Raw genomic sequence first — 17,130 nt, forward strand, 5'->3', positions numbered from 1 at the left:
TTTCCGCGATCCCGCGGACACCACTTGTCGACAATGGCGAGGCGGTCATCGGACTTTTTCGCCGGCGCCATTCGGACACGCGGCGAATTGCTCGATGCCCCCGGTCCGGTCGCTGATTCTGTGTGGAGCGCCGGGATGTCCGGTGACCGATGGCGGTCGGATCCCGAGCGCCCTTCACCCCACCCCCGTCCGTGTCCACGAGGAGTCCACAGCCGTGACCGCCCCCGCCGCCGCCCGGGCCACCCGCCGCCGAGCGGCCTGGTTCGCCGACCGCCCCCTCGGCGTCAAGATCCTGTCCCTCGTCTCGTTCAGCGCATCCGTCGGCGTCCTGCTCTGCATCGTCGCGGTGGGGCGCATCGACGCGCTGGACCAGAGCCAGCGGGACATGTACCAGGGCCACGTCGTCTCCCTCTCCGACCTGGACGCCATCCAGGGCACCTACGAGGCCGTGCGACAGGGCTACACCGCGTACTTCCTGGCCGACTCGGCGACCCGTCAGGGGATCAAGGCCCAGGTGACCGAGGGACGGGCGCAGCTCGAGCGGCAGATGGACGACTACGCCGAGATCACCGAGCACGCCGACCTGTTCAGCACGCTGCGCAGTGACGTCGACGAGTACTTCACCGTCAGCGACGACCAGATGGTCGCGGCACTGGACGCCGGGGACGTGGCCACCGCCAGCGCCGTCGCGGCCGGCCCCCTGGTCGAGGTGCAGAACGCCGTCACCACCGACTTCACCGGGATCCGCACCGCGGTGCGGGAGGGGGCCGACGCCCAGATGCAGGAGGGGGCCGAGGAGGCGTCGTCGGCGAAGACCACGCTGTGGGTCGTCCTGGTGGTCAGCTGCCTGGTCGGGGTGGGGTTCGCGACCCTCGTCGTCCGCATGATTACGGGCACGGTCCGCTCGGTGCAGGCGTCGGTGGACGCGCTGGCCGCCGGTGACCTGACCGTGGTGCCCGAGGTCACCTCCCGCGACGAGCTGGGCCGGATGGCCGCCTCCCTCGCCCAGGCGCAGGAGAACCTGCGCGAGGTGCTGTCGTCGGTGGTCGCATCGGCGGACGCGGTCGCTGCCTCGTCGGAGGAGTTGTCGGCCTCGTCGGCGCAGATCTCGGCCTCGGCGGAGGAGACCTCGGCCCAGTCCGGCGTGGTGGCCGGTGCCGCGGAGGAGGTCAGCCGCAACGTGCAGACCGTGGCCGCCGGCGCGGAGCAGATGGGCGCCTCGATCCGGGAGATCGCCAGCAACGCTGCCGAGGCCAGCGACGTGGCGGCACGGGCGGTGACCGCGGCGGAGACGACGACGGCGACGGTGGCCAAGCTCGGGGAGTCCTCGGCGGAGATCGGCAACGTGGTGAAGGTGATCACCAGCATCGCCGAGCAGACCAACCTGCTGGCGCTGAACGCCACCATCGAGGCGGCGCGCGCCGGGGAGGCGGGCAAGGGCTTCGCGGTGGTGGCCAACGAGGTCAAGGAGCTGGCGCAGGAGACGGCCAAGGCGACCGAGGACATCGCGCGGCGGGTGGAGGCGATCCAGAAGGACACCGGTGCCGCGGTGGGCGCGATCGAGGAGATCTCGCAGATCGTCGCGCAGATCTCCGACCGGCAGACCACCATCGCCTCGGCGGTGGAGGAGCAGACCGCCACCACGACGGAGATGAGCCGGTCGGTGGCCGAGGCGGCCGGCGGCTCGGGCCAGATCGCCGAGAACATCACCGGGGTGTCGGCCGCGGCCGACAGCACCACCCAGGCGCTCACGCAGACGCGTGCGGCGGTGGACGAGCTGTCCCGCATGGCCGCCCACCTGCGCACAAGGGTGGCCCGCTTCACCAACTCATCCACCGACCCCGCCCGACCGGGGGGGCGCCCGGTTTCCGGGGCCCCACCCCGTTCGTACGTCCGCTGTCGGCCGGACGTTGCCGGACATGGCGTCATGTCGACAGCGGAAATTCGGTCACCGACCTTTCTTCTCGCGCGATCCCCGACACGCCGGAATGGCCGGAGAAGAGGTCCGGTAGTGCCCTACCTTTTTTTCCTGACAGGCGCCCGACCACCATTCCGCACCATGCAGTCACTGCTGCGGGAACGGCTGCCCAGACCCACCACTCGATCAGCCAGGAGACGTCCATGACCGCTGCAGTGCGCCCGGCACCCACCTCGGGCTCGGCACCCGTCCGGGGCCAGGACCACGCGGGACACCGCACAGGGCTGCTGGCCTGGTGGGGCGACCGTGGCCTGAGCACCAAGATCCTGAGTGCCGTGGGTACGGCCTCGCTCGTGGCCGCCGGCGTCGGCGTCATGGGCCTCGCCGCCCTCGGCACGTCCGCCGACGCGACCCAGGAGCTGTACGAGGAGAACCTCATCGGCATCTCCGCGCTGGACGACATGTCCCTGACGGTCGCCGAGGCCCGCAAGCAGATCCGTGACGTGCTCATCGACCCGGACCCGGCCTCGTCGCGGCAGATCCTGGCCGGCATGGGCGACCTGCTCACCGAGTTCCGCGAGCACCGCGCGGAGTACGAGGGCAACGGCATCCCCCAGGAACAGGCGGTGATCCTCGAGCAGGCGTCCGCGGACTTCGAGCAGTACGTCAAGGTGGCGCAGACCGTCGTCGGCCCGTTCGCCATCAACAGCGACAACGTCAACTTCTACAAGGCGAACGCCGAGCAGGCATCCCCCCTGGCGCAGAGCACCCAGGACCAGCTCCACCAGCTCGCCGACATCGAGGACGCGGAGGCGGCTGCGGCTGTGGCAGAGGCCCGTGCCGACTACGAGTCGCAGCGCACGGTGGCGCTGACCCTGCTCGTGGTCGGTCTCGGCGTGGCCATGGTGGTGGGCTGGCTCGTCGCCCGGGGCGTCGCGGGTGCGACGCGCCGCGTGCAGGAGGTCGCGGACGGCCTGGCCCACGGTGACCTGACCCGGACGGTGGGGCTCACCTCGCGCGACGAGCTGGGTCGCATGGGGGCCTCCCTCGACGCAGCCGTGGTCAGCCTGCGCGAGGTGCTGTCGACCGTGGCGGCGTCGGCGGACGCCGTGGCGGCCAGCTCGGAGGAGTTGTCGGCCTCGTCGGCGCAGATCTCGGCCTCGGCCGAGGAGACCTCCGCCCAGTCCGGCGTCGTCGCCGGTGCCGCGGAGGAGGTCTCGCGCAACGTGCAGACCGTCGCCGCCGGCGCCGAGCAGATGGGCGCCAGCATCCGGGAGATCGCCACCAACGCCGCGGAGGCCTCGGATGTGGCCGCGCGGGCCGTGACCGCGGCGGAGACCACCACCGCCACGGTGGCCAAGCTGGGCGAGTCCTCGGCGGAGATCGGCAACGTGGTGAAGGTGATCACCAGCATCGCCGAGCAGACCAACCTGCTGGCGCTGAACGCCACCATCGAGGCCGCCCGGGCCGGGGAGGCGGGCAAGGGCTTCGCGGTGGTGGCCAACGAGGTCAAGGAGCTGGCCCAGGAGACGGCCAAGGCCACCGAGGACATCGCCCGGCGGGTGCAGTCCATCCAGGGCGACACCACCGCGGCGGTGGCCGCCATCGCCGAGATCAGCGCGATCGTCGCGCAGATCTCCGATCGGCAGACCACCATCGCCTCGGCGGTGGAGGAGCAGACCGCCACCACCACGGAGATGTCCCGGTCGGTGACCGAGGCGGCGTCCGGCGCCGGGCAGATCGCGCTGAACATCGGTGGGGTGTCCGGGGCGGCTGAGTCGACCACCCAGGCGCTGACCCAGACCCGGGTCGCGGTCGACGAGCTCTCCCGCATGGCCGCCGACCTGCGGACCAGCGTCTCCCGGTTCAGCTACTGAGCACTCCCCGCCGGCCGGGCTCCCCGGCCGGCGGGGTCGGGTCTCCCCGTTGGGCTTGACCTGGCCACCCCTCCCGCCGATCACCCACCAGAGCGCACGCACCGCTCCCGGTACGAAGAGAGAAGAGCAACGTGGACGGTCTGGACGACATCGTCGAGGAGTTCCTGGTCGAGTCGCACGAGAACCTCGACCAGCTGGACTCCGACCTGGTCGCCCTGGAGCAGGAGCCCGACTCCCGGGACCGCCTGTCGAGCATCTTCCGCACGATCCACACCATCAAGGGGACCAGCGGCTTCCTGGCGTTCCACCGCCTGGAGGAGGTCACCCACGTCGGCGAGAACATGCTGTCCCGGCTGCGGGACGGCGCCCTGGAGCTGACCCCGCAGCGGACCAGCGTGCTGCTGCGCATGGTCGACACCGTCCGCTCGCTGCTCGCCTCCATCGAGGCCACCGGCGGCGAGGGCTCGGTCGACGTCTCTGCCGTCGTCGCCGAGATCAGCGCGGCCATGGAGGACACCCCCGCCGCCCCTGCCGCGCCGGCGCCGGCCGCTGAGCCGGTCCCCGCCGTCGCCGAGCCGGTCGCGGCCGTCGCCGAGGTCGTCCAGGCGCCCGCGGTGCAAGCGCCGGTCGAGCCCGCAGCTGTCGTCGAGGCGCCCGCTCCCGTGGCCGAGGCGGTCCCTGCCGTCCCGGCCCCCCGCCCGGCGCCGGCCGCCGAGGTCGCCCCCGAGCCCGAGGGCGTCGCCGACGGCGGCAGCGGTCAGGCCCGTCGCGGGGTCGCCGACAGCACCATCCGGGTGGACGTCGACCTGCTCGACGAGCTCATGCTGCTGGTGGGCGAGCTGGTGCTCACCCGCAACCAGATCGTCCAGTACGTCGGGCGCTCCAACGACACCGACCTGGTGCGCGCCTCGCAGCGGCTCAACCTCATCGCCAGCGAGCTGCAGGAGGGCGTCATGAAGACGCGCATGCAGCCGATCGACCACATCTGGTCCAAGCTGCCGCGCGTCGTCCGGGACCTGGGCCTGCAGCTGCAGAAGTCCATCCGGCTGGACATGGAGGGCCGCGACACCGAGCTGGACAAGACGCTGCTCGAGGCGGTCAAGGACCCGCTGACCCACCTGGTCCGCAACTCCGTCGACCACGGCGTCGAGGACGCCGAGACCCGGCTCCGGGTCGGCAAGCCGGCCGAGGGCGTGCTCACCCTGCGCGCCAAGCACGAGAGCGGCCAGGTCGTGGTCGAGGTCGCCGACGACGGTGCCGGCATCGACCCGGCCCGGGTGGGTGCCAAGGCCGTCGAGCGCGGGCTGATCACGCAGGAGGCCCTCGGCCGGATGAACCCGCAGGACGTCCTGCAGCTCATCTTCCTGCCCGGCTTCTCCACGGCCGCGAAGGTCACCAACGTCTCCGGCCGCGGCGTCGGCATGGACGTCGTCAAGACCAACATCGAGTCCATCGGCGGCACCATCGAGGTCGAGTCGGTCCCCGGCAAGGGCACCTGCACCCGGCTGCGCATCCCGCTGACCCTGGCGATCGTCCCGGCGCTGACCGTCGAGTGCGCCGGCGACCGCTACGCCATCCCGCAGATCAGCCTGCAGGAGCTCGTCTCGCTCGACGCCGAGAAGGCCGCCAACGCGGTCGAGGAGGTCGGCGGCGCCCCGGTGTACCGGCTGCGCGGCGAGCTGCTGCCGCTGGTCCGCCTCACCGACGTCCTCGGGCTGACCTCCGACCGTCACGACGGGCACGTGGTCATCGCCGTCCTGCGGTCGGAGGGCCGGCGCTTCGGCCTGGTCGTCGACCGGGTCATCAACACCGAGGAGATCGTCGTCAAGGCCGTCGGCGGCCAGCTCAAGGCGATCGGGCTCTACTCCGGCGCGACCGTCCTGGGCGACGGCACCGTGGCGCTCATCCTCGACGTGCAGGCCCTGGCCCGCCGGGCGCTGCGCACCGAGACCAGCGAGCGCGGCCAGGAGGCGGCGCGCGAGGCCGCCGCGGCTGCCGCCGCCGGCGACACGGAGCGGCAGCGGATGCTGCTGGCAGCCATCGGCGGGGGCCGCCGGGTCGCCATCCCGCTGGACACCGTCACCCGTCTCGAGCAGGTGCGCACCGAGTCGGTGGAGAAGGTCGGCAACCGGGAGGTCGTGCAGTACCGCGGCGCGATCCTGCCGATCGTCCGGCTCGACCGGCACCTGGGCGCCTACGGCGAGAGCGACCGCGAGGTCCTCGAGGTCATCGTGTACAGCGACCACGGCCGCAGCGTGGCCATCGTGGTCGAGGAGATCCTCGACATCGTCGACGGCGAGGCCGCGGTCCGCAGCGACATCGACGACATGGGCCTGCTCGGCTCCGCCGTCCTCGGCGACAAGGTCACCGAGCTGCTCGACGTGCGCGCCGCGATCCTCGCCGCCGACCCGGCCTTCTACTCGACCATCCCCGCCGCCCACAGCCCCCTGACGCCGGACGGCGTCCCCGCGTCCCTCCTGGAGGCCTCCCTGTGACCACTGCCCAGGCCCCCGCCATCGGCGGCCAGCTGGCCACCTTCTGGCTCGACGGCGACCTCTACGGCGTCGAGGTGGCGCACGTGCAGGAGGTGCTCAAGAGCCAGGGGCTGACCCGCGTGCCGCTGGCGCCCGCCGCCGTGGCCGGGCTGATCAACCTGCGCGGCCAGGTGGTGACCGCGATCGAGCTGCGCGAGCGGCTCGGCCGGCCGCCGCGGCCCGAGGGCACCGACGCCGTCGTCATCGTCGTCCGGCTGCACGGTGAGGCGGTCAGCCTGCTGGTCGACGCCATCGCCGACGTGGTGGACGTCGACCCGGCCGACTTCGAGGCGCCGCCGGACACCCTCGACGGCGCCGGCCGCGAGCTGATCCGCGGGGCGTTCAAGCTCGACGGCCACCTGCTGCTGGCCCTGGACGTGCACAAGGCCGTCAGCGCCTGAAGGACGACGGCCACCTCCGCGGACATGGCCACGGACCTGGGCGCGGCCGGTCTTCCCCGGCGGCCACGCTCCTCCCCCCGACCCCCGGTCGGGCGGCCCCTCTCTCCGGAGGGCCGCCGGGCCGGGGGTCGCGGCGTTCCCGGGTCTCGTCGCCTACGCAGGGTCACCGGCCGGGGACGGTGCAGCACGGCGCACGACGCCCCACCCCTCGGGGGTCGGGCGAACGGGTGACGCTCACGTGGCGCAGGTTCGCGGTCACGGTCAGTCTGGGTCGACCTCACCTCGGGGGACGTCGACTGGGAGGCCTGCCGTGCCCTACTCACTGGTCAGTGCCGCCACGCTCGGCTTCGACCTGGTCCGCCTGCCGGCCGGCCGCGCCGTCGCGGACGCCCTGCTCGCCGGGCTCGCCGCCGACGTCCCGGCGCTGGAGCAGCTGGCCGCGGTCCACCCGGCCGCGGGCCGCGACCGCGAGCAGCGCGCCGTCCTCGCCGTCCGGGCGCGCAAGGCCCGGGAGCTCGCCGTCGCCGTCCCGCACCTGCGCACCGCCGCCGACACCCCTCCCGGCGCCGACCGGGCCGCGGCGCTGGTCGCCCAGCTCGAGCGCAGCACCATCGGGGACGCCGCCGCCGTCGAGCGGGTGCTCCGCGAGGACGTCCTCGGCCCCGAGCACCCCGCCGCCGCGCTCGCCGACGAGCCGGTCCGGGAGGCCGCCGCCGACGTCCTCGCCGACGCCGCCGTGGGCGCCTGGGCCGCCGCCGTGCTGCCGCCGCTGGTCCGCCGGCAGCTCACCGGCCCGTTCCTGCTCGCCGCCTCGACCGGCGTGCCGACGACCCCGGAGCTCGACCTGGGCCCCGCCACCGGGGAGCTCTCCGAGCTGCTGACCGGCCTGCGCTCGCTGGACGCCGCCGGCCGCGCCCGCTGGATGGCCGCCGTCGACGCCTCCCGCGCCGAGCGCCGGCCGTGGGCGGCCGCGATGCACGAGGCCTCGTGGGCCGCGCACGTCTCCGGCCGCACCCGCACGCTCGCCACCGCCCAGCTGCTCGCCGTCCGGGCGTTCCTCGACGCCGGCTTCGACGCCGCGGCAGCCGCCGCGGGTGCCTGGAACGCCGTCGCGGGGTGCGTGCAGGGCGTCGTCATGGCCGACCTGCTCGGCAGCGACGCCCTCGCGGTGCTGTTCTCCCCGCGACCCTCCGGGTCGCACCGCGGCCAGGAGCCGTCCCCGTGCTGAGCTGAGCCCTTCCCGGCGCTCGATCGCGGGAGCCTCCGGCCCCCACTCCTCGCACCGCCTCGCGGGGCGGCTAGCGTGCACACCGCGGCCAGGAGCCGTCCCCGTGCTGAGCTGAGCCCTTCCCGGCGCTCGATCGCGGGAGCCTCCGGCCCCCACTCCTCGCACCGCCTCGCGGGGCGGCTCGCGTCCTCGTCGAGTCGGGCCGGCCGGAGGTCGGTGGATCAACCCTCCTTCTCGGGATCCGGGAAGCGGGCGCCGGCGGGGAGCTCGTCGCCGGCCGCCACCTCGGCCCGGCGGCCGACCAGGGTGACCTCGCCGTCCCCACCGACCGTGGCACGCTCGCCGACCACGACGCCGTCGTCGAGCACCGTGCGGGTCACCGTGGCGCCGGCCCGCACGCGCGCACCCGGCAGCAGCACCGAGTCGACGACGGTCGCCCCGGCCTCCACGACGACCCCGGGGGAGAGCACCGACCCGCTCACCCGCCCGGCCACGCGGGTGCCGCCGGAGATCAGGCTGTCGTCCACCTCCGCCCCGCGCAGCACCCGGGCGGCGCTGTGACGGCCGCCGCGGGTGTGCAGCGCCCAGCCCTCGTCGTCGAGGTCCAGGGGCGGCTCGGGGGAGCGGAACTCGTGGTGGGCCGCCCAGTAGGCCTCCACGGTCCCCACGTCGCGCCAGTAGCCCTCGAACGGGTGCGCGCGGGCCAGGCCGTCGCGGGTCTGCGCCGGGAGCAGGTGGGTGCCCAGGTCCTCCAGGCCGTCCTCACCGTGCTCGGCGGCCAGCGCCTCCAGCCGGTCCAGCGTCGGGCCGGGGGAGAAGACGAAGACCTCGTTGGTGGCCGTGGTGGTGCGCGGCTCGTCGGGCTTGTAGGCGTAGTCGGCGACCTTCCCGCCGCTGCCGACCTCGACGATGCCGTAGCGCGGCGCGTCGTCCTCGGCGACCTCGGTGGTCACCATGGTGACCTCCGCGCCGGAGCCCAGGTGCCCGTCGACGACCTCGCGGTAGTCCAGCTTGTAGACGGCGTCGGCGCTGACCACGACGAGCGCGTCGGGGTCGAAGTCGCGGACCAGCGGGGCGTAGCGCCACAGCGAGTTCGCCGTCCCGGAGACCCAGCCGGCGCGGTCGGTGCCCTGGTACGGCGGCAGCACGAGCAGCCCGCCGTCGGTGCGGTCGAGGTCCCACGGCCGGCCGTTGGCCAGGTGCTGCGACAGCGACGTGGGGTGGAACTGCACGGACACCCACACGTCGGCCAGGTGCGAGTGCTGGCAGTTGCTCAGCGGGAAGTCGATCAGCCGGTAGACGCCTGCGAAGGGGACGGCGGGCTTGGCGCGCTGCTCGGTGAGCAGTTCCAGCCGCCCGCCGGCGCCACCTGCCAGGACGAGGACGAGGACCCGGGGGAGTGCCATGGCCCCCGGCTACCCGAGGGGACGGCGTTCACCCTCGTGAGCACTCTCTACGGCTCTCTGGCACGGACGTCAGACAGCCGTAGACGGCGCTCGACACGCTGGCCCGTCGCTCCTCCGGAGACGTGTCGACAGGTGACGGGAAATGGTCGGTGATCATTTCCCGGCCGTTCCGGAGTTGTGATGCGGAATTCCCGGGATCGGCTCAAGTGCGGGGGAGGAGCGGCCGACAACACCCGTGACAGGCGCCGCCGGGACCCGGGCGGACGCCGGCTGCACCCGTTCCCGACCGCCGGGCGGTGCCGACCACAGCGCCAGCTCGCCCTGGCAGGCCCCCGCACGGGGAGACGGAGGACGCATGGACCCGATCCGGGTGTTGGTCGTCGACGACTCGGTGGTCGTCCGCAAGATCGTCACCGACGTGCTCTCGGAGGACCCGGCGATCGAGGTCGTCGGCACCGCCGTCAACGGCCGCATCGCCGTCGGCAAGCTCGAGCAGCTCAAGCCCGACCTGGTCACGATGGACATCGAGATGCCGGAGATGAACGGCATCGAGGCGGTCCGCGCCATCCGCGCCGGTGCCGGGGGTGGTGGGGCGGGACGAGGGCACAGCCGCGTGCCGATCATCATGTTCAGCACGCTCACCGAACGGGGCGCGTCGGCCACCCTCGACGCCCTCTCCGCCGGCGCCAACGACTACGTCACCAAGCCGGCCAACGTCGGCAGCGTCGCGCAGTCCATGGAGAGCGTGCGGCAGCAGCTGATCCCCAAGATCAAGGCGCTCACGGGGCGCCCGGTCACCACCGGTCCGGTCCGCGCAGCCGCACCCGCCCCGGCCCCGGTCCGCCCGCCGGCCCCGCGCGTCGGTGCGGTCAAGCAGCCCGCCGTCCTGGTCATCGGCTCCTCCACCGGCGGCCCGGAGGCGCTGGCGAAGGTGCTGCCGGCCCTCCCGGCGTCCCTGCCGGTCCCGGTGCTGCTCGTGCAGCACATGCCCCCGGTCTTCACCCGCCAGTTCGCCCAGCGGCTGGACCGCCTCTGCCCGCTCACCGTGGTCGAGGCCGTCGACGGCACCCCGCTGGCGCCCGGCACCGTGCACCTGGCACCGGGCGACCACCACCTGACCATCCGCCGGACCGGCCGCGGCCTGTCCACCGCGCTGGACCAGTCGCCGCCGGAGAACTTCTGCCGTCCCGCCGTCGACCCGCTGTTCCGCTCCGCGGTCGAGACCTTCGACGGCGCCGTCCTCGGCGTCGTGCTCACCGGCATGGGCTCGGACGGGCGCGTCGGCGCCGGTCGCATCCGCGAGGCCGGGGGCGCGGTCGTCGTCCAGGACCAGGCCACCTCCGTCGTCTGGGGCATGCCCGGCGCCGTGGCCACGGCCGGCTTCGCCGACGAGGTGCTGCCGCTCGACCGGGTCGCCGAGGCGGTCACCCGGCGGATCACCGGGCCGCGGGTCCCCGCGGCCCACCCGGCTCCCGCGCCCTCGTTCGCCGGAGGACGACGATGACCCTCACCGCGACCAGCTTCGACTGGGTCCGCCAGCTGGTGCACCGGGAGAGCGCGATCGTGCTCGCCCCGGGCAAGGAGTACCTGGTCGAGGCGCGGCTGTTGCCGATCGCCCGGTCCATGGGGCTGCCCGACGTCGGCCAGCTGGTCGACTCGGTCCGCACCCGGCCCAGCCCCGAGTCCACCCGCAGGATCGTCGAGGCGCTCACCACGAACGAGACCTCGTGGTTCCGGGACGGTGACCCGTTCACCGCCCTCACCTCGACGGTGCTGCCCTCGCTGCTGTCGGCCCGCGGGCCGGCCGAGCGGCTGCAGGTCTGGTCGGCGGCCTGCTCCAGCGGGCAGGAGCCGTACACGATCGCCATGCTGCTCGAGGACGCGCTGCCCAACGCCGCGACCCGCGTCGCCATCACCGCGACCGACCTCTCCCGCGAGATGGTCGAGCGCACCCGGGCCGGGCGGTTCAGCCAGCTGGAGGTCAACCGGGGGCTGCCCGCACCGATGCTGGTGCGGCACTTCACCCGGGCGGGCACCGAGTGGGAGGTCTCCCCGTCGCTGCGGCGCATGGTGACGGCGAGCGAGTGCAACCTGGCCGCTCCGCTGCCCCGCATGGGGCCGTTCGACGTGGTCTACCTGCGCAACGTCCTCATCTACTTCGACCTGCCCACCAAGCAGGCGATCCTCCGCCGGGTGCGCGCGCTCATGCGCCCGGACGGATGGCTCTTCCTCGGCGCCGCGGAGACCACGCTCGGCGTCGACGACTCCTGGGAGCGGGTCGTCATCGGCCGCAGCTCCGCCTACCGCCCGCTGAAGGGGAACTGACGTGCGTGCACTGGTGATCGACGACTCCCGCGCCATGCGGCGCATCGTGGGCGCGGCGCTGGAGGGTTTCGGCTACGAGACCCGACAGGCCGGCCACGGGCAGGAGGCCCTCGACGTGCTGCAGGAGGGCTACGTGCCCGACCTGTGCACGATCGACTGGAACATGCCGGTGATGGACGGGCTGCAGTTCGTCTCCGCCGTCCGGGCCAACCCGGCGTGGCGCGCCCTCACGCTGATGATGGTGACCTCGGAGAGCGAGCAGGGCCAGATCGTCCGGGCGCTCGCCGCGGGTGCGCACGAGTACGTGATCAAGCCGTTCACCGCCGACGCGCTCCGCGACAAGCTCGCGCTGCTCGGCATGCTCCCCGAGGAGGCCGTCCTGTGACGCTCGCACACGATGCCGTCGCACGCCCGACCATCCCCGAGCTGATCGACGAGGCCACCGTCGAGGCGATCGCCGGTGAGGCCTGGGTCGCCCTCGTCGGGGAGGACGAGGTGCTCGTCCCGCTGCCCGGCGACCTGCCCGCCGAGACGCTCTCGGCGTGGGTGGACGTCGTCGGCCCGTGGACCGGCAGCGTCGTCCTCACCACCGGCCGGCAGACCGCGGCCGACCTGACCCGGGCGCTGCTCGGCCAGGCCGCGCCCGAGCTGCTCGACCACGAGGACGTCGCCGACGCGTTCGGCGAGATCGCCAACGTGGTCGGCGGCAACGTCAAGGCCGCCCTCCCCGGCCCCTCCACCCTGGGCCTGCCCCAGGTCGGCGAGGCCCCCGACGTCCGCAACCCCGAGGACGTCTGCCGGCTCGAGGTCCTGTGGCGCGGCCAGCCCCTGGTCGTGTCCGTGCAGGGCGCCCTGCCGGCCCTGTCCACCCCGCACCCGAACCCCGCGCACCCGAACGGAGCGTCACTGTGAAGATCCTCGTCGCCGACGACAGCCGCGTGATGCGGCAGATCGTCATCCGCACCCTGCGCCAGGCCGGGTACGAGGACCACGACATCGTCGAGGCCGAGGACGGCCGCGACGCCTACGACAAGGTCCAGGCCGAGAACCCCGACCTGGTGCTGTCGGACTGGAACATGCCGAACATGACCGGTCTGGAGTGCCTGCAGGCGCTGCGGTCGGCCGGCTCCGGCGTCCCGTTCGGCTTCGTCACCTCCGAGGGCTCGCAGGAGATGCGGGACAGGGCCAGCGCCGCGGGTGCGCTGTTCCTCATCGCCAAGCCGTTCAACGAGGAGACCTTCCGCGAGAACCTGGACGGGGTGATCGCATGAGGAGCGAGCGTGCGAGCTCCGCGGTCGACACGGTCGCCTGGGCGGTCACGCCGGCGACGAGCGCCAGCGAGGAGGCGGAGTGAGCGCCCCGCTGACCGTCGTCCTGCCGGACGCCAAGGCCGTCAAGGACATGCTCAGCGGCCTGGTCGGCAAGCCCGTCGGCGTGCTGCCGGGCGCGCCGGTGACCCCGACGCCGAGGTCGCCGGTGTCGGTGGCCGTGTACGTGGACCCGTCGATGAACGTGAACGCGCTGTGCGTCATGGACCTCGGCGCCTCGGCCTACACCGGCGCCGCCCTCGCGCTGCTGCCCCCCGGCGGCGCGCAGGACGCCGTCGAGGAGGACGGCGAGCTGACCACGATGCTCACCGAGGCGCTGCACGAGGTCGTCAACGTGCTCTCGGCGCTGTTCAACGTGCCCGGTGCGCCGCACTCCAAGCTCTACAAGCTCTACGCCCCGGGTGACGACCTGCCCGGCGACATCGCCTGCTCGCTGGCCGCCTTCAACCGGCTCGACCTCGCCATCGACGTCCCCGGTTACGGCAAGGGCGGGCTCTCCCTGGTCATCCCCTCCAGGGCCTGACCCGGCAGACGCCCCGGGACGGCGCCGGAGACCGCCCTCCCGCCGTCCCGGGCGCTCCACATCGACGGCCCCGAGGCACTGCGCCTCGGGGCCGTCCTCGCGTGTTGCACGTGGAACGTCAGTTCAGCGCCGGCTCGCGGTCGTCGGTGCTCGTGGGCAGGCAGGCCCAGACGTGCTTGCAGCCGTCGTCGACGTACCAGCCGTGGGCCACCGACAGCCGGGCCACCAGGTACAGCCCCAGGCCGCCCTGGGCGGGGTCGCGGTCGACGGCCGGGCTGGGCATGGTGTCGGGGTCGCGGTCGCTGACGTCGAGCAGCCAGCCGCCGCTGCCGGCGACCACCGTGGCCACGACGGGGGACAAGCCGTGCCGCAGCGCGTTGGACGCCAGCTCGTCGAAGGCCAGGATCAGCCGCTCGGCCGCGGTGTCGTCGCCGTCCCTCGGGTAACCGACGCCGTCCAGCCGTGCCCGCAGCACGGCTCGTGCCGCCGGGAGCTCGGCGATGGACTGCAGGTCCCACCGCCAGACCTCGCCCCGGCCGTCCGGAAGCGGACGCAACGGCCACGCGAGTCGACCCACTGCCCTCTCCCCGTCCGTCGCTGTCTCCGACACGGAGGTGGTTCCCGGGCGGCTGGACGCTCAATCGTGTCCCGGGCGTTTCCGACCCCCAGGAGTGAGGCGCCTCTCGTCCGTGCCGGTCAGCGCGGTGGGTGCACGCAGATCGCGACCAGCGCGACGTCGTCCCCGGGCGTGGCGGGCAGCATCCGCGCCAGCAGCTCGTCGGCCAGCTGCTCCAGCGGCCGGTCCGCCAGCGCGGCCAGGTGCCGGCGCAGCCGGCCCACCCCGGTGTCGACGTCGCAGTCCCGGCGCTCCACCAGCCCGTCGGTGTAGAGCAGCACGACCGCACCCGGACGCAGCGGCACGGTGCACTCCCGCCGCACCGTCGTCGGGTCCACCCCCAGCAGCAGGTCGCCGAGCCCGTCAGCGAGCACGGTCACCGTGCCGTCGGGGTCGGCGACCAGTGGGGGCGGGTGACCGGCGCTGGCCCAGCGCAGCCGGGTCCCGCCCTCCTCGAGTCGGGCGATCGCGGCGGTGGCCAGCGTGCCGGTGTGCATCGCGGCCATCGCGGCGTCCAGGCCGCGCAGCACCTCCGCCGGCCCCGCGCCGCTGTAGTGGGCGATGCCCCGCAGCAGCCCGCGCAGCTGCCCCATCTCGGCCGCTGCGGCGGTGTCGTGGCCCGTGACGTCCCCGATGACCACGACCGGGTCGCCGTCGGTGTGCAGGAAGGCGTCGTACCAGTCCCCGCCGACGCGGGCGGCCTCCGCCGCGGGCACGTAGCGGGCCACCACCTGCGCCCCGGCGATGGTCGGCAGGTCGGTGAGCAGGCTGCGCTGCAGGCCCTCGGCGAGCTTGGCCTGCTCGCTCTGCCGGTGCACCCGGTCGACGGCGCGCCCGGCCTGCGCCGCGACCTCGCGCGCGGCGGCCAGGTCGTCGTCGTCCAGCGTGCGCCCGGGGTCGAGGTAGAGGGTGAGGACGCCGACCGCGCGGCCGTCGGCGGTCAGCGGCAGGACGACGGCGGTGTCCGGGCCCAGCTCCGCGAGCAGGTCGCGGGCCGGGCCCGGCGGCATGAGCTCGAGGACGGCGGCCACCGGCTGCTGCGCCTCGCTGCCCGACCGCAGCGCGCGGGCGACGGGGGAGGCCGTCGGCAGGGTGTCCAGGCGGACCTCGGCGTAGCGGTCCAGGAGCGGGCGGCGGGCCGGGTCGACGTGCCAGGAGCCGACGTCGCGAGCACGGCCCTCCCGGTCGACGACGGTGACCACGCAGCCGTCGGTGAGCGCGGGGACGACCAGCCGCGCCAGGCTGCCCAGCGCCGACTCGCTGTCCAGCGCGCCGGACAGCTCCCCGGTCACCGCGGCCAGCAGCGCCGTGCGGGCGCCGGCCCGCTCCGCGGCCCGCCGGGCCGCCTCGGCCTCGTCCTGAGCCTGCCGGCGCGCGGTGACGTCGACGAAGACGAAGGCGGCGCCGTCCGACACCGGCCAGGCGTGCAGCGCCGACCAGCCCGGGCCGCCCCAGGGGTCGGGGACCTCGAGGGAGACCGGCCCGCCCGAGGCCACGGCCTCGTGGCAGGCCCGGGTGACGGCGGCGGCCGTGCCGGCGCACAGCACCTCGGTGACCGGACGCCCGACGACGTCGGCGGCCGGGCGGTCGAGCAGCCGCTCACCCGCCGCGTTGAGCAGCGCGACCCGTCCTGCGGGGTCGAGACAGCCCAGCGCGGCGGGCATGGCGGCCAGCACGCCGGTGGCCAGGGCGGCGCTCCGGTCGAGCGGCTCCGGCCACCCCTGCGGTCGCGGCTGCGGTCCTGGGCTCACCACGAGGACCACCTCTCTCGGCGGGCTGGCCCCTGCCCCGACCTCGGAGCGCCTCCCCGCCGCCCTGCGGGCCGGGAGGGTGCCCGGATCGTGGCAGCGGGCGGGCGCGCTGCCAAGGCGCACCGGCGTGGCGCGGCCGCCGTCCCCGGGTGTCCTCAGTCCCGCGCGGCGGCCTCGCGGACGGCGGCGGTGATCGCCTCGACCCCCTGCGAGGCCCAGAGGATCGAGTAGTGGTTGGTGTCGGGCACCTCCCGGGCGGTGATGCCGCTGGGCTCCAGGCCCAGCTGGGCCAGCCGCACCTCGTCGTAGAGGCCCGGGGTCTGGTCGAACATCCCGCGGGTCGCCCACAGCAGGGTGGCAGGCACCGGCAGGTCGGTCGTCGCCTCGAGCACCCGCTCGTTGAGCAGCACGTCGCCGCCGTCCACCCGCACGGCCTCCGGGACGCACGCGCTGCGCAGCGCCGGCGGCTCGCCGACCATGTCGCGAGCCAGGTACGCCGCCACCGAGGGGACGTCGACCCACGGGCCGACCGCGGGGTACTGCGACCAGAAGGCCCGGACCGCGGCGAGGTCGGGGAACGTCATCGACAGGCGGTCCAGGGACGGGCCGAGGAGGGCGGCCAGCATCGCGTCGACGTCGGCACCGGGCGGCGTCGGGTACGACAGGCCGCCGTCGACCAGCACCAGGCCGTGCACGCGGTCGCGGGCCACCCCGGCGGCCGCCAGCGTCGCGACGTACGCCCCCATCGAGTGCCCGACGAGCACGGCGGTGTCGGCCCCCGCGTCGTCGTCCGCGCCGAGGGAGTCCAGGACGGCGGTGACGTCGGCCGCGTGCCGCTCCAGCCCGTACGGCCCGGGCAGCCCCGCCGACGCGGCCCGGCCGCGCAGGTCCGGCGCGACCACCTCGAACCCGCCGGCCAGCGCGCCGGCCACCCGTGCCCAGGCCATGGCGTTGGCGGTGATGCCGTGGACGAGGACGGCGATGGGCGCACCGGGGGAGTCGGCGGGCCAGTGCAGTGCGGCGAGCTCACCGCCCTCCACCGGGACGCTGATCAGCTCGGGGTCTCGGACGGGGTCGCTCACGGTCCCCAGCCTGCCCGGGCGGCGGTGCCGCCGCAGGTCCAGGCCCGCGTCGGCCGTCGACCACCACGGGTCCGCAGCACCGGAGGGCAGGACGACCCTGTCCCCGCTCCGCCGCCGGCCCCACCGTGGTCGTGCGCGGGG

At 74.4% G+C, this 17,130-nt stretch carries 15 protein-coding genes; 11 read left to right on the plus strand and 4 right to left on the minus strand.

What is annotated here, in order from left to right; translation table 11 throughout:
- The first annotated feature begins 214 nt into the window (after positions 1–214).
- From ACI79G_RS08235 to ACI79G_RS08255, 5 genes are all read left to right on the plus strand, one after another.
- Positions 215–2,125 carry a methyl-accepting chemotaxis protein gene (locus tag ACI79G_RS08235; protein ID WP_456880651.1) on the plus strand — a complete coding sequence of 637 codons (1,911 nt, stop codon included), beginning with the start codon at positions 215–217 and terminating at the stop codon, positions 2,123–2,125.
- Positions 2,122–3,795: a methyl-accepting chemotaxis protein gene (locus ACI79G_RS08240; protein WP_456880652.1), complete on the plus strand. Its 1,674-nt coding sequence runs from the start codon at positions 2,122–2,124 to the stop codon at positions 3,793–3,795. Before ACI79G_RS08235 ends, ACI79G_RS08240 begins: the two co-directional genes overlap by 4 nt.
- Before the next feature lie 131 nt (positions 3,796–3,926).
- Positions 3,927–6,290 (plus strand): chemotaxis protein CheW, encoded by a 2,364-nt coding sequence (locus ACI79G_RS08245; protein ID WP_456880653.1) that lies wholly within the window; start codon positions 3,927–3,929, stop codon positions 6,288–6,290.
- Positions 6,287–6,730 (plus strand): chemotaxis protein CheW, encoded by a 444-nt coding sequence (locus tag ACI79G_RS08250; protein ID WP_091223498.1) that lies wholly within the window; start codon positions 6,287–6,289, stop codon positions 6,728–6,730. Before ACI79G_RS08245 ends, ACI79G_RS08250 begins: the two co-directional genes overlap by 4 nt.
- A gap of 310 nt (positions 6,731–7,040) precedes the next feature.
- Positions 7,041–7,958, plus strand: coding sequence for a hypothetical protein (locus ACI79G_RS08255; protein WP_456880654.1), 918 nt, complete (start codon positions 7,041–7,043; stop codon positions 7,956–7,958).
- Between the two features lie 221 nt (positions 7,959–8,179).
- Here ACI79G_RS08255 and ACI79G_RS08260 read toward each other — a convergent pair whose 3' ends face one another.
- Complete coding sequence (locus tag ACI79G_RS08260) at positions 8,180–9,364, minus strand: glucose-1-phosphate adenylyltransferase family protein (protein ID WP_456880655.1); 1,185 nt, start codon at positions 9,362–9,364, stop codon at positions 8,180–8,182.
- Between the two features lie 355 nt (positions 9,365–9,719).
- Between ACI79G_RS08260 and ACI79G_RS08265 the strand changes: the two genes are divergently transcribed.
- The 6 genes from ACI79G_RS08265 (at position 9,720) to ACI79G_RS08290 (ending at position 13,540) form a co-directional block, all read left to right on the plus strand.
- The gene (locus ACI79G_RS08265; protein WP_456880656.1) at positions 9,720–10,868 is read left to right on the plus strand and encodes a protein-glutamate methylesterase/protein-glutamine glutaminase; all 1,149 of its coding nucleotides are present in this window, start codon (positions 9,720–9,722) and stop codon (positions 10,866–10,868) included.
- Entirely contained in the window at positions 10,865–11,689 is an 825-nt protein-coding gene (locus tag ACI79G_RS08270; RefSeq protein ID WP_456880657.1) for a CheR family methyltransferase, read from the plus strand. Before ACI79G_RS08265 ends, ACI79G_RS08270 begins: the two co-directional genes overlap by 4 nt.
- A 1-nt stretch (position 11,690) precedes the next feature.
- A complete protein-coding gene (locus ACI79G_RS08275; RefSeq protein ID WP_456880658.1) occupies positions 11,691–12,074 on the plus strand; it encodes a response regulator in 384 nt (127 codons plus the stop codon).
- Entirely contained in the window at positions 12,071–12,601 is a 531-nt protein-coding gene (locus ACI79G_RS08280) for a chemotaxis protein CheX (RefSeq protein ID WP_456880659.1), read from the plus strand. The genes ACI79G_RS08275 and ACI79G_RS08280 overlap by 4 nt, the downstream gene beginning before the upstream one ends.
- A complete protein-coding gene (locus tag ACI79G_RS08285; RefSeq protein ID WP_456880660.1) occupies positions 12,598–12,960 on the plus strand; it encodes a response regulator in 363 nt (120 codons plus the stop codon). Before ACI79G_RS08280 ends, ACI79G_RS08285 begins: the two co-directional genes overlap by 4 nt.
- A gap of 79 nt (positions 12,961–13,039) precedes the next feature.
- Complete coding sequence (locus tag ACI79G_RS08290; RefSeq protein ID WP_456880661.1) at positions 13,040–13,540, plus strand: hypothetical protein; 501 nt, start codon at positions 13,040–13,042, stop codon at positions 13,538–13,540.
- 118 nt (positions 13,541–13,658) lie between these two features.
- On the opposite strand, the gene ACI79G_RS08295 is transcribed toward ACI79G_RS08290, so the two are convergent.
- The 3 genes from ACI79G_RS08295 to ACI79G_RS08305 all read right to left on the minus strand — a co-directional run bounded on the left by ACI79G_RS08295 (position 13,659) and on the right by ACI79G_RS08305 (position 16,989).
- Positions 13,659–14,117, minus strand: coding sequence for an ATP-binding protein (locus ACI79G_RS08295; protein WP_456880662.1), 459 nt, complete (start codon positions 14,115–14,117; stop codon positions 13,659–13,661).
- Between the two features lie 119 nt (positions 14,118–14,236).
- The gene (locus ACI79G_RS08300) at positions 14,237–15,907 is read right to left on the minus strand and encodes a SpoIIE family protein phosphatase (protein ID WP_456880663.1); all 1,671 of its coding nucleotides are present in this window, start codon (positions 15,905–15,907) and stop codon (positions 14,237–14,239) included.
- A gap of 155 nt (positions 15,908–16,062) precedes the next feature.
- Positions 16,063–16,989 carry an alpha/beta fold hydrolase gene (locus tag ACI79G_RS08305; RefSeq protein WP_456880664.1) on the minus strand — a complete coding sequence of 309 codons (927 nt, stop codon included), beginning with the start codon at positions 16,987–16,989 and terminating at the stop codon, positions 16,063–16,065.
- Positions 16,990–17,130 lie beyond the last annotated feature (141 nt).

The sequence above is a fragment of the Geodermatophilus sp. SYSU D00779 genome, from assembly GCF_054050595.1.